This is a genomic window from Ferrovibrio terrae, from assembly GCF_007197755.1.
GTDB classification, from domain to species: domain Bacteria; phylum Pseudomonadota; class Alphaproteobacteria; order Ferrovibrionales; family Ferrovibrionaceae; genus Ferrovibrio; species Ferrovibrio terrae.
Genome location: NZ_CP041636.1, coordinates 2,121,424 through 2,135,597, shown reverse-complemented (window position 1 = coordinate 2,135,597; position 14,174 = coordinate 2,121,424). Strand labels below are relative to the sequence as shown.

Sequence of the window (14,174 nt, the reverse complement as noted above, 5' to 3'; positions counted from 1 at the left end):
CTTTTTCTTTGCAGAATTAAAGCGTGGCTTCGCGCTTGGGCTCGAAGAAGCGCAGCATGACAGCAAGCTCCTTACCGCGCCGCACGATGCGACCGCCCTGCGCGACGATGGCAAACGCACCCTGCTTGCGCGCCAGCTTCGGCGTTTTCACGATGCGATAAAGCGCGCCGTCGGCGGTGCGGCGGAAAACGGCGAAACTGCAGCTTTCGCGGTCATGCCCGATGGCATAGTCGCGCCATTCGCCCATCCCGACCATGCGGGCGTAGAGATTGAGGATCAGGTTGAATTCGCGGCGGTCAAAAAAAACGGCCGGCTCTGTCGCCGGCCTCGGGTCGGTGCTTCTGGCAACGATCAGCTTGACGTCAGCACCATGCCCCGCCCCGTCATGGGCAGAGTCCTCTGGCAAACGCCTGAACTGCTGCAAGGTGACAACCTCGCTCATACCGGAACGGCCAACCTCCCGCATGTTTCGGTGATGTGAATCTTGGTCCCGCAATTGCGGGCCGTCAAGCCGAGAAAACTCTCAAAGCTCGTTCAGCAGGTTCTGAACCGCACTGTCGTCCATCTGCTGGTCGCCCTTCTCCAGCATGTCCTTGCGGCGTTCCTCGCCGGTGTAGTTCGACACCTTGTGGCGCCGCCGGTCGGGGCCGAAGAAGTCGTCGGTGCGCACGAACTGGCGCGGATATTCGATCACCATGGTGATGCGGCGCGCCATCGTCTTGGCCGAGAACGGCTTCACCAGGAATTCGGTGACGCCGACATCGCGCGCCTTAATTACCTTCCACTCTTCCGACTGCGCGGTCACCATCACGATCGGCACGAACACGTTCTTCGACGCCGGGTTCTTGCGGATCCACTCGACGAGGCCAAGGCCATCCATCTCGCCGTCCATATGCCACTCGGTGAAGATGATATCGACGACGTTGTTTTCGAGATAGGTGAGTGCATCCTTCGCATTCAGGCATTCTGCAATGCGCGTGACACCGAGCGGTCGAAGAACCTCTTTAATAAGCTGCATGTGGTTGTGATTGCTGTCGATCACAAGCACTGCGACATTGTTGAGTTTATATGGCATGGAACGGTGCTCTGTAAGCCAGCCTCAGTCGAACAGCTCGATGCTGCCGGCCGTGGTCTGCACCGCAGTGATCTTCTTGGCGCTCTCACGCTGGAACACGGCCTTGGCGCTGGCATCCTCGATCTGCTTCATGCGCACCACGCCGGTGGCCGGGAAATACTGAACCTTGCGCGGCAGCGTGCCGCGCAGGTCGGCCCCCATGACCCGGAAGCCTTCATCCTTCAGATAGCGTTCGACGAAGTCGGCATTCTGATGGCCGATACCGCGCAGGCCGGCCAGCACATTGGCACCGCCGAAGACCTTCACCTCCAGCCGCTCGCGCCGTCCGCCAGCGCCGAGAATTCCGTTGATCAACTGTTCCATCGAGTAACTACCGTAGCGCAACGAGGCGGAGAACGGCAAATCCGGATTGGTGTCGCCGCCCTTGTCGGGCAGCAGGAAGTGATTCATCCCGCCGACTCCGGCCACCGGATCGCGGATGCAGGCTGCCACACAAGAGCCCAAAACTGTCGCCAGCATCTCACCCTCGCGGGTGGAGACGAAGAAATCGCCCTGGAACACCTGGACCACGTTAACTTTTAGAATCGGGTCGTAATACCGCCGGCGCTCCGCCGTAGGGCCAGCCGCGCTGCCCTCGGTCGCGGCGGGACGCCGCAGGATGCTGCCGGGAGTGGTGTTCATCGGATCATCATGGCTATGCGCCGGTCACGGTTCAAGACCGCTGACGTCGTGGAGGATGGCATCCGCCCAGTCGACGCCGTCGCAGGTGGCACCGGCCAGGCGCGCATTCGACAAATCCGTATAGATCCGACGGCCGGTCCGCTCCCCCGTACCCGAGAGGATTTCGGCGCTGGCAAACCGGCTGCCGCTGAACCGGCCATTGCGCAGATCGGCACCCGTCAGGTTGCAGCCGGCAAAGGTTGTGCCCAGCGCGCTGCAGCCGCGCATGTCGGCGCCCGAGAGATCGGCGAACTGGAAGGTCGTGTTGTCGACCGTGGCATCGCGCAGGGCCGCGCCCCGCAACTTGATGCCCGAGAGATCGAGACCGGCGAGATCGAAGCCGCTGAGATCCTGGCCGCGCAGGTTGGCCGGGCGGCCATCGCCACCGCCGACCCAGCTCTTGTGAGCGGCCAGCGCGGCGTGGATTTCCGCCTCGGTCATCGGCTTGGGTGCCGCAGATGCGGGCTCGGGGGCCATATTGGCCATCACCACATTGGCGCCGAAGGTTTCGACATTGCTGAGATCGACGCCGTGCAGATGCGCATCGGTCAGGTTGGCGCCCTGCAATGTGGCGCCGGCAAGATTGGCGCCGCTCAGTTCCGCGCCAACCAGATTGGCACTCGCCAGCGTGGCGCCGGCCAGATCAGCGCCGGTGAGATCGACGCTGACCAGCTGGCAGTCGGTGAGTGCGGCATCCTGCAGGTTTGCACCCGCCAGATTGCTGCCGCTGAAATCCGCGCCCAGCGCATCGACGCCGACCAGCGTGGCGCCGGCGAAATTGCTGCCGGTGACATTCTGACGCAGCACTTCGACGCCTTCGCCGGCATCCTGGCCAAGTTCGAGGCCGCGGCGGAAATTCGCGCCGGTGAGATTGGCGCCGGCCATGTTGACGCTTTCCAGCGTCGCGCCGCGCAGGTCGGCGCGGCTGAGATCGGCTTCACTGAGATCGGCGCCGCTGAGATCGGCCTTGAAGAGATCACACTGCACGAGTTGCGCCTTGGTCAGGCGGGCATCGCGCAACTTCGCCATGCGGAATGACGCACGACGCAGATCGGCGCCGCTGAAATCTGCACCCGTCAGATCGCGGCCAGCGAAATCCGCCGGCTTGCCGCTGGGCATGCCCTTCAGCCAAAGATGGTGATGGTGCAGCATCTCTTTGATGTCGATCGGATCCATATCCGCGCGTCGCCCCCTTATCAGTCAGCTAGTTAGCACGTTTCTCCACAGCGGCATATGTATGCTGGCCATCATTACCGGCTTTTAAGTACCGGCTCGCAACGGTTTTGGCCAAAGTGGGAGGATGGCGGCGAGGCCAGATCTGACAACAACCACCGGTCGTAGTCCGCAAGGGCGAACTCCCACCGAAGAGGACCGGATACGACCAAAGATTACCGCAACAGCAACCGGCAGAACGGGTGCAAAGCGGCCTGAACTGTGCCAAAAGTCAGCAAATGGGGAAGGCTCGGGCATTGCCGAGGGATAATCACACTACACAATCGGGCAGCACGGAGGGCATCAGCCCTGCCGGTTCGCGCGAATTGCTGGATTTCATCGCGCTGGTGCTGCTCGCCCTGAAAGAAGAGGTCGAGGACCTGCAGAAGGCGCAGAACGCCAATGGCCAGGCCTTTGCCGCCAAACTGGTCGAGCTTGGCAGCCAGATGCCGGGCTCGCCTCTCATGGGCGAAGCCATCGCGCTGATGCAGGGCGACGACCTGCGCAGCCAGCGCCAGCAGCATCTGATCAACGCACTCCGGTATGTCGAGGACATCATCCGCGACCAGTCGGGCCGCGACTGGGCGCCGCGCCTGACCGAACGTGCGGCAGGCTGGGGCGAAGGCCTCATTGCCAGCCAGACGCTGGAACAGGTGCGGGCGCATTTCCAGCATTACCTGCTCGGCGCTCCATCTGAGGATGCAGGCCGCAGTGCTCCCACAATCGCAGCCAAGAGCGACGTCGAACTGTTCTAGTCTTTGTAAGGATCAGTATGTATTCGGTTGCGGCTGTGAAACGGGACGTTTACTTTGCCTGTGGTATTGCACGGCTGTTACGCCGCTGCGGGAGCTTTGAAAGCTAGAATGGCCGACAACGACAGCGCAAAGACGGATGGCGCGTCCAAACCCTCCAAGGGTGCGGAATTCGTCACCCCGCCCAATTACCTCAAAATGAAGGTAGGCGGCGGTGGCATCGACAAGGAAGCCATCAAGGAAGCCGAGATCGCCGTACAGGTGCTCGGCCACAAGATGTATGCGAAATGGGCCGATGACGATCTCGGCCGCATGCGCGCCTCCTTCGAGGAACTCAAAGCGACCGACCTCGATTCCCCGGACAGCGTCAAAAAGATGCTGCGCATCTGCTGGGACATGAAGGGCCTGGGCGGCACCTTCGGCTATCCGCTGGTCACCACGATCACGCATTACCTGAGCAACTATCTCGAACATTGCCTGAATACCGAAGGTGCCAAGGTCAGTACCGCCGTGGTGTCGCCGCATATCGACGCGCTTTATGTCGTGCTGAGCCAGAAGATCAGCGGCGACGGCGGGGCCATCGGCCGCGAACTGGTGTCGGGCCTGGAAAAAGTGGTGCTCAAGACCGGTGCCCGCATCGGCGGCTGAACCGCCCCGCTCCGCTGTGGCGACCATCTGAGCCGGAAATCCGCCTAACCCCAACGGATTGTGTTGACTCTGGGCTGAACCCCGTCATCTAGCGGTTCTCCTTGACCCCCCGAATCGTGGCAGGTAAGTTGAAACCGAATCGGACCAGGCGCCGATTCGTCATGCCAGATTCTGCCTTCAGGGATTGGAACACCCGTGGATCTCGATCAAGGGTTGTTCGCAGAACACGACCGGGATTACGGTCAGGACGATGCCGCCTACAGTCATGGGGCGGGCTTCGGCTATGGGCCGTCCGACGATGCCATCATCGACGTCGAGGCCGAGGATATCGAGCCGGCTCCGCCGGTGGCGCGCCTGCCCCGGATCAGCGAACGCTTCAACACCGAAACCCGCTTCCAGGGCCAGTCGCTTTCGCAACTTGCGGTTCATTCCCTGTGGATCGCGGATTATCTGCGTCAGCTCGGCGAAACCGAGATGGCCGACGGCGATCTCGACAGCATCGGCCGCTGCGCCGATGACCTGGAAAGCGCCATCATCATGATGTTCCAGCTCGCCGGCGGCACCCGCCAGGAGCTCCGCCAGCGTTATCACGAAATCAAGCTGGCCATGCGGGCGCAGAGCCTCGCCACCATCGATCTGGGCCGCAACCAGTAACCGGCTCAGCCCTTTGGGTGAGCCGAAGTGCCGATAGGCATGTGGTTTTTTAATAACCCCCGAAGCATCCCCCTTCCGTCGCGCCGGGCCCTCGGCTAGGCTCGCGCAGATAAAGGTTTACGACTGCCGATATGGGGGCGGTCAGCGCTCGCTCTGCGGGTGCTGTGGGGGAGTTGATGGAACCGTTCACGGTTACGAAGACCGACGATGCGAGCCAGCTCGGCCTGGTGGCCAGCATGGATTTGCGCGCCGCCGAGCCGCTGCTGCACAGCCTGCACGAGATGATGGCGCAGGGCGGCAAGGTGGTGATCGACGCAGCGCCCGTCGAGCGCCTGTCGACCCCCTGCGTGCAGATCCTGCTGTCGGCTGCCCAGCATATGGAACAGCATGGCATTCCCTTCGTCGTGAAATCGCCCAGCGATGCCTTCGTGAGCGCCTTCGACGACCTGGGCCTCTTCTCGTATCTCATGAAATGGCCGGTACAGACATGACCAAGCGCGTTCTCACTGTCGACGACTCGAAGACCATGCTGCAGATGCTGCAATTCGCGCTGAAGCAGGGTGGTTTTGAAGTCATTCAGGGCGAGAATGGCCAGGAAGGTCTCGACCTGCTGGAAGCCAATACCGTCGACGTCATCATCACCGACATCAACATGCCCGTGATGGACGGCATCACCTTCATCAAGGAACTGCGCAAGAAGCCGAAGAACAAGGCGACGCCGGTTCTGATTCTTACCACCGAAAGCAGCCAGTCCAAGAAGGAAGAGGGTCGCAGCGCGGGTGCCACCGGCTGGATCGTCAAACCGTTCGACCCGGGCAAACTGCTGGAAGTGATCCGCAAGGTCAGCCCGTAACGGGCCGGCGGAACGGCGACGCGGAGCAGAAGCAGGACGCGCCCCATGGATGATCTAGCCCAATTCAAACAGACTTTCTTCTCCGAATGCGAGGAGTTGCTCGGCGACCTCGAAGGCCATCTGATGGCGCTTCAGGCGGGCGAGGGCGACAACGGCACGCTGAATGCCGTATTCCGCGCCATCCATTCCATCAAGGGCGGCGCCGGCGCCTTCGGCTTCGAACGCCTGGTCGCGTTCGCGCATATCTTCGAAACCGTGCTCGACCTGATGCGCGACGGCCGGCTGGAGCCGACCCCGGATTCCGTGCTGGTCGTGCTGCATTGCGCCGACATCCTGTCCGACCTGGTGAAGGCGGCGCAGACCGGCACCGAACTGCCAGCCGAACACGAGAGCGATGGCCGCAAGTCGCTGATCGACATGGCCGCCACGGTGGGGGTGAATGCCGATCCGCATGCCGCCGACGAGGCAATGGCGGCGCTGGATGCGCAGCTTGCTGCCGGCGGCGCTGACGCCCTGATGGACGAGCCTGCACCGGCGAAGGCGCCGGAACCGGCGCCTGCCGCCGCCGCCAAGGTGCCGCTGCTGAAATATCTTGTTAAATTCGCGCCGCGCGATGCGCTGTACCAGCGCGCCAACGAGCCGCTGATCCTGATCCGCGAATTGCGCGAACTCGGCAGCTTCATCGCCCGCGCCAACGCCGATGCCATCCCGCCGCTGGACCAGATTCAGCCCGAAGGCGCCTATATCAAGTGGGAATTCGACATCGAGACCGATCGCGGCGAACAGGCGATCAAGGATGTCTTCGAATTCGTGCTGGATGATTGCGACCTTGAGATCACCTGCCTGAATCCGCCAGATGCCGCCGCAGAGCCTGCGGTTGCCGAAGCTGAGGACGAGCCGGAACCCGTCGCTGAAGCCGCGCCCAAGCAGGCCGCAGCGCCCGCTGCCGCGGCGGCGCCAAAGGCCGAAGCGACTGCCGCGCCCAAACCCGCTGCCGCCAAGGCGGAAGCGGGCGGTGGTGCTGGCGGCGGTGGCGGCGACACCAAGGCGGTACGTTCGATCCGCGTCGATCTCGACCGCGTCGACAAGCTGGTCAACATGGTCGGCGAGCTGGTGATCACGCATGCCATGATCGCGCAGCAGACCGAGCATCTGCACGCTGACCAGCATCCTGAACTCGCCAACGGCCTGGCCGAACTGTCGCATCACATCCGCGATCTGCAGGAAAGCGTGATGGCGATGCGCGCTCAGCCGGTCAAAAGCGTTTTTGCCCGCCTGCCACGTCTGGTGCGCGAGCTGGCGATGCTGACCAACAAGAAAATCCGCCTCGACATGAGCGGCGAGAATACCGAGATCGACAAGACGGTGATCGAGCAACTCGGCGATCCGCTCACCCATATGATCCGTAATTCCTGCGATCATGGCATCGAAACGCCGGAAGACCGCACCGCTGCGGGCAAGCCGCCGGAAGGCGTGATCCATGTCTCGGCTGACCAGCGCGGCGGCCGCATCGTCATCGAAATCACCGACGATGGCCGCGGCATCAATCGCGAAAAGGTCATGAAGAAGGCGATCGAGAAGAAGCTGGTCGCTCCCGATGCCACTCTCAGCAACGAGGAAATCGACAACCTGATCTTCCTGCCCGGTTTCTCGACGGCGGACACGGTGTCGAACATCTCCGGCCGCGGCGTCGGCATGGACGTGGTGCGCCAGAACATCCAGTCGCTCGGCGGCCGCGTGCATATCCAGTCGCGCCCCGGCCAGGGATCGAGTTTCATCCTGACCCTGCCGCTTACCCTCGCCGTACTGGATGGCATGGTGCTCAAGGTCGGCGTGCAATCCTACATCCTGCCGCTCGCCAACATCGTGGAAAGCCTGCGTCCCGAAAAGGACCAGATCAACGTGGTGGCCAACCAGAGCGAACTGCTGCGGATCCGTGGCGAGTACGTGCCGCTGGTTTACCTGCATCGCATCTTCAAGGTGCCGAGCGGCATCAACGACCCGACCAAGGCGCTCGTGATCATCGTCGAGATGGAAGACAGTTCGAAGATGGGCCTGGTGGTGGACGAGATCATCGGCCAGCAGCAGGTGGTTATCAAAAGCCTGGAAGAGAATTTCGATCCGATCCGCGGCGTTGGCGCAGCCACCATCCTTGGCAACGGCCGCGTGTCGCTCATTCTCGATGTCGCGGGCATCAAGCACATCGCCGAACATGAAGGCCAGGGGCGCAATCCGCCGCGCCTGACCGCACCGGCAGCGTAACCCCAGGAGGGCCTTTCCATGGCAACCGCAGCAGAACAGGCCGCCCGCTCCACCCGCACGGTACAGCTTGTGTCGTTCACGGTCGGCAACGAGGAATATGGCGTCGACATCATGGCGGTGCGCGAAATCCGCGCCTGGTCCGAGACCACGCCGCTGCCGAACACCCCGGAAGTGGTGCGCGGCGTGATCAACATGCGCGGCGCCATCGTGCCGATTTTCGACCTGCGCGCCCGCTTCGGCATGCCGCGCACCGAACCGACCAAATACAACGTCGTCATCATCGTCTCGGTCTCCTCGCGCATCGTCGGCATCCTAGTCGACGCGGTGTCAGACATCATCACGATCAACGAAGATGAAATCCGGCCGATGCCCGACATGGAACAGGTCAGCGGCCTGGGCTTCATGGAAGGCCTGATCACGGTCGGCGACCGCATGGTCGGCCTGATCGGCCTGGAGCGCATGTTCTCCGGCCGGATGCTTGAAGCCGCCGACTCCACCGGCAAGCCGTTGCTGACCGGTCCGAGCGAAGCGGCGGCCTGATTTCCGAACATGGCAACCCGCACAACCGACAGTCCGACGGCCGAAGACCGGGAATTCGCTTTCTCGGCCAGCGACTACGACTATCTGCGCGCGATGCTGAAGGAAAAGACCGGCATCGAACTGGGGCCGACCAAGCACAACATGGTCTATGCGCGCCTGGCCAAGCGGCTGCGCAAGCTGGGCATGAACGGCTTCCGCGAGTATATCGAATTCATCGGCTCGGATGCCGGCGGCGACGAGCTGGGCACCACGCTGAACGCGCTGACCACCAACCTGACCAAGTTCTTCCGCGAGAATCACCATTTCGAGCATCTCGCCACCACCGCGCTGCAGGAAATCCGCGCCCGCGCCGTGAGCCAGGGCCGCCGTCTGCGCATCTGGTCGGCCGGCTGCTCGTCGGGTGAAGAGCCCTATTCCACAGCGATCACGCTGCTGCGCTCGATGCCCGACATCAAGCAGTGGGATGCCAAAATCCTCGCCACCGACATCGACACCGAAATGGTTCGCCGCGGCACCGCAGGCATCTATCCGGCCGCCGCGCTGGAAGGCATGCCCGCCGATATCCCGCGCAAGTATTTCGAACCCTATGGTGAGGACAAGGTGCGCATGGCCGAAGAGGCGCGCAACCTGATCAGTTTCAAGCACCTCAACCTCGTCGCCCACTGGCCGATGAAGGGCCCGTTCGACGTCATTTTCTGCCGCAATGTCGTGATCTATTTCGACAAGGACACGCAGCGCGTGCTGTTCGACCGCTACGCCAACCTGCTGGCGCCGGGCGGTTTCCTCTATATCGGTCATTCGGAAAACCTGTTCGGTATCACCGAACGGTTCAAACTGCTGGGCCGTAACATCCATCGCAAGATTGCATGATCATTCTGGGACGTGCGGAGCAGCGTAGTGGCCGGTAAACGCATCAAGGTTCTCATCGTTGACGACAGCGCGCTGATCCGTCAGCTGCTGACCGCGGCCCTGTCCAGCGATCCGGAGATCGACGTGGTCGGCGCGGCGCCCGACCCGCTGGTTGCCCGCACGATGATCAAGGAATTGAATCCCGATGTCCTGACCCTGGATATCGAGATGCCGAACATGGACGGCATCTCATTCCTTGAGAAGATCATGCGCCTGCGGCCGATGCCGGTGGTGATGGTCTCGACCCTGACGCAAAAGGGCGCCAACATCACGATGCAGGCGCTGGAAATGGGCGCCGTCGATTTCGTGCCCAAGCCGACGCTGGACATCAAACACGCCCTGGAAGAGATCAAGATCGACCTGATCGCCAAGGTGAAGACCGCCGCCACCGCCCGCGTGGTGGCGCGCAACCGGCCGGTCGAGGGCGCCGTGCCCAAGCGGCTGACGCCCGGTCCCGGCTTCAATTCGACCGACATCATCGTGGCGATCGGCTCGTCCACCGGCGGTGTCGAGGCGCTGAAGGAAGTGATCACCATCCTGCCGCCGGACAGCCCGCCGGTGCTGATCACCCAGCATATGCCGCCACGCTTCACCGGCAGCTTCGCCGCCCGCCTCGATTCGCTGTCGGCAGTCACCGTCACCGAAGCCAAGGACAATGTCCGCATCTTCCCGGGCCATGTCTACATCGCCCCGGGGGACTACCATCTGACGCTGCACCGCTCGGGCGGCCATTACTACACCAAGATCAATCACGATCCGCCGGTCTCGGGCCATCGGCCCTCCGTGGACGTGCTGTTCAATTCGGTGGCCGAGCATGCCGGCCATAATGCCATCGGCGTGATCCTGACCGGCATGGGCAAGGACGGTGCCGTCGGCCTGAAGAAGATGCTGGAGGTCGGCGCCCAGACCATCGGGCAGGACGAGTCGACCAGCCTGGTCTATGGCATGCCCAAGGCCGCCAAGCTGATGGGGGCGGTGCAAGCGGAAGTAGGGATTGGCCAGGTCGCGGCGGAGATTCTCAACCGCTGCAAACAGCGTTGAGGAACCTTGTTTTTTACGATAAAAACCCCGATCTTAAGCTTTAGTTTCAATGTCTCCGGCCAGGATGGCCGGGGTTGATTGCGTTGAGGGAAGAGCGAGCGATATGCCATCGGCCAGCACTCTCCGAGTTTTGATCGTCGACGACCAGATGAGCATGCGCGGCATTGCGCGCTATTGCTTGCAGGAAATCGGCATCAAGAATGTTGTCGAAGCGAAAAGCGGGGCGGAAGCCCTGGTCGCGATCGGCTCCAACAAGTTCGACCTGATCATTTCCGACTGGAACATGGACGGGATGGACGGTCTGACCCTGCTCAAGACCATCCGCAGCAATCCGCTGACCAAGCGCATGCCTTTCATCATGGCGACCGGTCAGCGCGATACCGAAATGGTCAAGACAGCCATTCAGGCCGGCGTGAACAACTACATGGTCAAGCCCTTCAACGCCGCGACTATGAAGCAGAAGATCGAGTCTGTAATAGGCAAGCTCGGCGCGTGAGCGGCAGACTGCCCGGCGCAGCATCATGGCGGCCCCCCAGCCCAACGATCCCATTGCCCCGCTCCGGCTCGACGGTTACCTGCCCTATCTGATCAACCGTGCCGGCGTTTCGCTGGCCGCGCGCTTCAGCGCAGCATTGCGTGCGGCTGATGTCACCCTGCAGGACTGGCGCGTGCTGGCAGCCCTGCGCGAACGCGACGGCCAGCGCCTGACCGAACTGGCGCAACGCACCAGCATTGAAGTCTCCACCCTCTCCCGCCTGGTCGGCGGTCTGGAAGCCAACGGCATGGTCAGCCGCAGCCGCGACAGCGGCGATGCGCGCGCCATTACCATCAGGCTGACGGTGGCCGGCGAACGCGTGACGGCGACGCTGACGCCGGCGGCACAGCAGCTTGAAACCGCCGCGCTGGCAGGCCTCAGCGAAGCCGAGATCGCGCAGCTGAAAAGCCTGCTCGAACGGATTTACGGAAATCTCACCACGCTGCCGGCAGCCGAAGACACGACCGCAAAATAGGCCTTACAGGCAGCCTCAAAGACACCGGTTGAAGAAGCCGATCACATCGGCCGTCACGGCATCGCGGTTGGTCTCATTCAGCAGTTCATGCCGCGCCTCGTCGTAGAAGCGGCTCTCCACCTTGCTCAGGCCCGCGGCGGCATAGGCGCCCAGCAACTGCCTGAGCGCAGCCCCGCCACCCGAAACCGGATCGTGCCTGCCGGCGATCACGAAAACCGGCAGTGCCTTGGGAATGCGCGCCTGGTTTTCCGGCCGCGCGATGGCCTGCAGACCATCCAGCAGGTCGATCCAGGACTGCACGCTGATCGGGAAACCGCAGAAGGGATCGGCAATGTATTTGTCGACCTCGGCCGCATCGCGCGACAGCCAGTCAAAATCGGTGCGCTGTGGCTGAAACCGCTTGTTGAAGGCATCGAAGGACAGCGACTGCACCAGCTTGCTGATACCGCGCCGGCCAAGGCGCAGGCGCTCCAGCCGCGTCACCAGCCGGCCAAGGGCGGCGATTGGCGGCGGCTTGCCGGTGGAGCCGCACAGCACCGCGCCGGCCAGTTCAGTGCTGACGCCATGCTCGTACAGGAACTGCTGGCCCATGAACGAGCCCATGGAATGCGAAAACAGCAGCAGCGGCTTGCCCGGGTGGCGCTCAGCGGCGAGGCGGCAGACCGCGGCAAGATCACTCACCGCGCGGTTCCAGCTGTCGTGATCGCCCATATGACCGAGGCTGTCGCTGTTCTGGCCGGTATGACCATGGCCACGGTGATCGAAGCCGTAGGCCGCGAAGCCCGCCGCAGTCAGCGCGGCGGCAAAACGCGCGTAGCGTGCGGCATGTTCGGCCATACCATGCGAAATTACCACCACCGCCCGCGCCTGGCCGGCAGGCAGCCATTCATAGCCATGCAGCATGGTGTCGCCAGCCGGTGATGGCAGTTTCAGGGTCGGAGCGAGTGAAGTTGACATGCCTGCAGTCTAGCCAGCGTTTTTCGCCCTCGATAGGGCCAGGTTCCTCAGGACCGTTTTGACAGAGACGCGATTTCGCCGTCTACTGAATACTGCATCATTCAAGACAGGTCCGATCATGCCCAGCCCGCAACTGCCCAATTCGATGGCCGCACGCGATGTCGCCCATGTGCTGCATCCCTATACCAATCTGGTTAAGCATGAGGCAGTCGGCCCGCTGGTGATCGAGCGCGGCAAGGGCATTTATGTCTATGACGACCAGGACAAGGAATATATCGAGGGCATGGCCGGCCTGTGGTGCGCCGGGCTGGGTTTCAGCGAGGCTGCGCTCGTCGATGCCGCCATCGAACAGATGCGCAAGCTGCCCTATTATCACGGCTTCGGACACAAGACGACGGGCCCTGTCGTCGAACTGGCCGAAAAGCTGAAAGCAATGAGCCCGCTTCCTGTTGGCAAGATTTTCTTCGCCGAAGGCGGCTCGGGGGCCAACGACACGCTGATCAAGCTGATCTGGTACTACAACAACGCGCGCGGCCGCATCGACAAGAAGACCATCCTGTCGCGCATCAAGGGCTATCATGGCGTCACCATCGCCAGCGCCAGCCTCACCGGCCTGCCCGCCAACCATAAAGACTTCGACCTGCCGATTGCGCGCATCAAACATGTCGATTGTCCGCATTACTACCGCTTCGCGCAGGACGGCGAGAGCGAGGCAGAATTCGTCGCCCGGCTGGCGAAAAACCTGGAGGACTTCATCCTCGCCGAGGGTCCGGACACCGTCGCCGCTTTCTTCGCCGAACCGATCATGGGTGCGGGCGGCGTGATCCTGCCGCCGAAGGACTATTTCCCCGCCATCCAGAAGGTGCTGCAAAAATACGACATCCTCAGCGTGTCGGATGAAGTGATCTGCGGCTTTGGCCGCACCGGCAACTGGTGGGGCGCGCAGACCTTCGGTTACCAGCCGGATTTCATCTCTTGCGCCAAGCAGCTCTCCAGCGCCTATCTGCCGATCTCTGCCGTGCTGGTGCCTGAGCATGTCTACGAGACGATCCGCGAGAATTCGGGCAAGATCGGCACGTTTGGCCATGGCTTCACCTACGGCGGCCATCCGGTGGCTGCCGCCGTGGCCCTGCGCACGCTGCAGATTTACGAGGAGCGCGACATGCTGGGCCATGTGAATGCCGTGGCGCCGCGTTTCCAGACCCGCATAGCCAAGCTGGGCGATCATCCGCTGGTGGGCGAAGCGCGCGGCATCGGCCTGATCGGCGCCACCGAACTGGTGGCCGACAAGAAAACAAAGCGCAGCTTCGCACCTACCGCCGGTGTCGGCGCCGCCTGCATGAACTTCGCGCAGGAGGAAGGCCTGATCATCCGCGCCATGGGCGGCGACGTGATCGGCTTCTGCCCGCCGATGATCATCACCGAAAGCGAGATCGACGAAATGTTCGACCGCTTTGAGCGGGCATTGGCCAAGACAATGTCCTGGGTGTCTCAGCAAGGCCTGAACGCTGCGGCCTGAACGCCGACGTCTCGGGCCCAAC

The 14,174-nt window shown here is 62.5% G+C and carries 17 protein-coding genes; 12 read left to right on the top strand and 5 right to left on the bottom strand.

The genetic code is table 11. From position 1 onward, the window contains the following. Nucleotides 1-16: 16 nt before the first annotated feature. From FNB15_RS10400 to FNB15_RS10385, 4 genes are all read right to left on the bottom strand, one after another. Nucleotides 17-442, bottom strand: coding sequence for a DUF2794 domain-containing protein (locus tag FNB15_RS10400; protein ID WP_144068635.1), 426 nt, complete (start codon nt 440-442; stop codon nt 17-19). A gap of 81 nt (nt 443-523) precedes the next feature. Then, complete coding sequence (locus FNB15_RS10395; protein ID WP_144068634.1) at nt 524-1,075, bottom strand: response regulator; 552 nt, start codon at nt 1,073-1,075, stop codon at nt 524-526. 24 nt (nt 1,076-1,099) lie between these two features. Next, nucleotides 1,100-1,756, bottom strand: coding sequence for a chemoreceptor glutamine deamidase CheD (locus tag FNB15_RS10390; protein WP_144068633.1), 657 nt, complete (start codon nt 1,754-1,756; stop codon nt 1,100-1,102). Nucleotides 1,757-1,780: 24 nt separating this feature from the next. Continuing rightward, a complete protein-coding gene (locus FNB15_RS10385) occupies nt 1,781-2,971 on the bottom strand; it encodes a pentapeptide repeat-containing protein (protein ID WP_144068632.1) in 1,191 nt (396 codons plus the stop codon). Between the two features lie 362 nt (nt 2,972-3,333). Between FNB15_RS10385 and FNB15_RS10380 the strand changes: the two genes are divergently transcribed. The 11 genes from FNB15_RS10380 to FNB15_RS10330 all read left to right on the top strand — a co-directional run bounded on the left by FNB15_RS10380 (nt 3,334) and on the right by FNB15_RS10330 (nt 11,676). Further along, nucleotides 3,334-3,762 carry a hypothetical protein gene (locus FNB15_RS10380; RefSeq protein ID WP_144068631.1) on the top strand — a complete coding sequence of 143 codons (429 nt, stop codon included), beginning with the start codon at nt 3,334-3,336 and terminating at the stop codon, nt 3,760-3,762. A gap of 108 nt (nt 3,763-3,870) precedes the next feature. Then, on the top strand, nt 3,871-4,407 hold the full coding sequence (locus FNB15_RS10375; RefSeq protein WP_144068630.1) for a hypothetical protein: 537 nt from the start codon (nt 3,871-3,873) through the stop codon (nt 4,405-4,407). Between the two features lie 195 nt (nt 4,408-4,602). Further along, nucleotides 4,603-5,061 carry a hypothetical protein gene (locus FNB15_RS10370; protein ID WP_144068629.1) on the top strand — a complete coding sequence of 153 codons (459 nt, stop codon included), beginning with the start codon at nt 4,603-4,605 and terminating at the stop codon, nt 5,059-5,061. A gap of 176 nt (nt 5,062-5,237) precedes the next feature. Continuing rightward, nucleotides 5,238-5,552: an STAS domain-containing protein gene (locus FNB15_RS10365; protein WP_185973808.1), complete on the top strand. Its 315-nt coding sequence runs from the start codon at nt 5,238-5,240 to the stop codon at nt 5,550-5,552. Beyond that, complete coding sequence (locus tag FNB15_RS10360; RefSeq protein ID WP_144068627.1) at nt 5,549-5,914, top strand: response regulator; 366 nt, start codon at nt 5,549-5,551, stop codon at nt 5,912-5,914. Before FNB15_RS10365 ends, FNB15_RS10360 begins: the two co-directional genes overlap by 4 nt. Nucleotides 5,915-5,959: 45 nt before the next feature. Beyond that, complete coding sequence (locus FNB15_RS10355; RefSeq protein ID WP_144068626.1) at nt 5,960-8,176, top strand: chemotaxis protein CheA; 2,217 nt, start codon at nt 5,960-5,962, stop codon at nt 8,174-8,176. A gap of 18 nt (nt 8,177-8,194) precedes the next feature. Next, complete coding sequence (locus tag FNB15_RS10350) at nt 8,195-8,716, top strand: chemotaxis protein CheW (RefSeq protein WP_144068625.1); 522 nt, start codon at nt 8,195-8,197, stop codon at nt 8,714-8,716. A gap of 9 nt (nt 8,717-8,725) precedes the next feature. Further along, nucleotides 8,726-9,586 carry a CheR family methyltransferase gene (locus FNB15_RS10345; protein ID WP_144068624.1) on the top strand — a complete coding sequence of 287 codons (861 nt, stop codon included), beginning with the start codon at nt 8,726-8,728 and terminating at the stop codon, nt 9,584-9,586. Nucleotides 9,587-9,613: 27 nt separating this feature from the next. Beyond that, entirely contained in the window at nt 9,614-10,666 is a 1,053-nt protein-coding gene (locus FNB15_RS10340) for a protein-glutamate methylesterase/protein-glutamine glutaminase (protein WP_185973807.1), read from the top strand. A gap of 103 nt (nt 10,667-10,769) precedes the next feature. After that, on the top strand, nt 10,770-11,162 hold the full coding sequence (locus FNB15_RS10335) for a response regulator (protein WP_144068623.1): 393 nt from the start codon (nt 10,770-10,772) through the stop codon (nt 11,160-11,162). Between the two features lie 25 nt (nt 11,163-11,187). Next, nucleotides 11,188-11,676 carry a MarR family winged helix-turn-helix transcriptional regulator gene (locus tag FNB15_RS10330; RefSeq protein ID WP_144068622.1) on the top strand — a complete coding sequence of 163 codons (489 nt, stop codon included), beginning with the start codon at nt 11,188-11,190 and terminating at the stop codon, nt 11,674-11,676. Between the two features lie 15 nt (nt 11,677-11,691). Here FNB15_RS10330 and FNB15_RS10325 read toward each other — a convergent pair whose 3' ends face one another. After that, entirely contained in the window at nt 11,692-12,633 is a 942-nt protein-coding gene (locus FNB15_RS10325) for an alpha/beta fold hydrolase (protein WP_221932790.1), read from the bottom strand. Between the two features lie 118 nt (nt 12,634-12,751). Here FNB15_RS10325 and FNB15_RS10320 point away from each other — a divergent pair, with 118 nt between their 5' ends. Continuing rightward, nucleotides 12,752-14,152 (top strand): aspartate aminotransferase family protein, encoded by a 1,401-nt coding sequence (locus FNB15_RS10320; protein ID WP_144068621.1) that lies wholly within the window; start codon nt 12,752-12,754, stop codon nt 14,150-14,152. Nucleotides 14,153-14,174 lie beyond the last annotated feature (22 nt).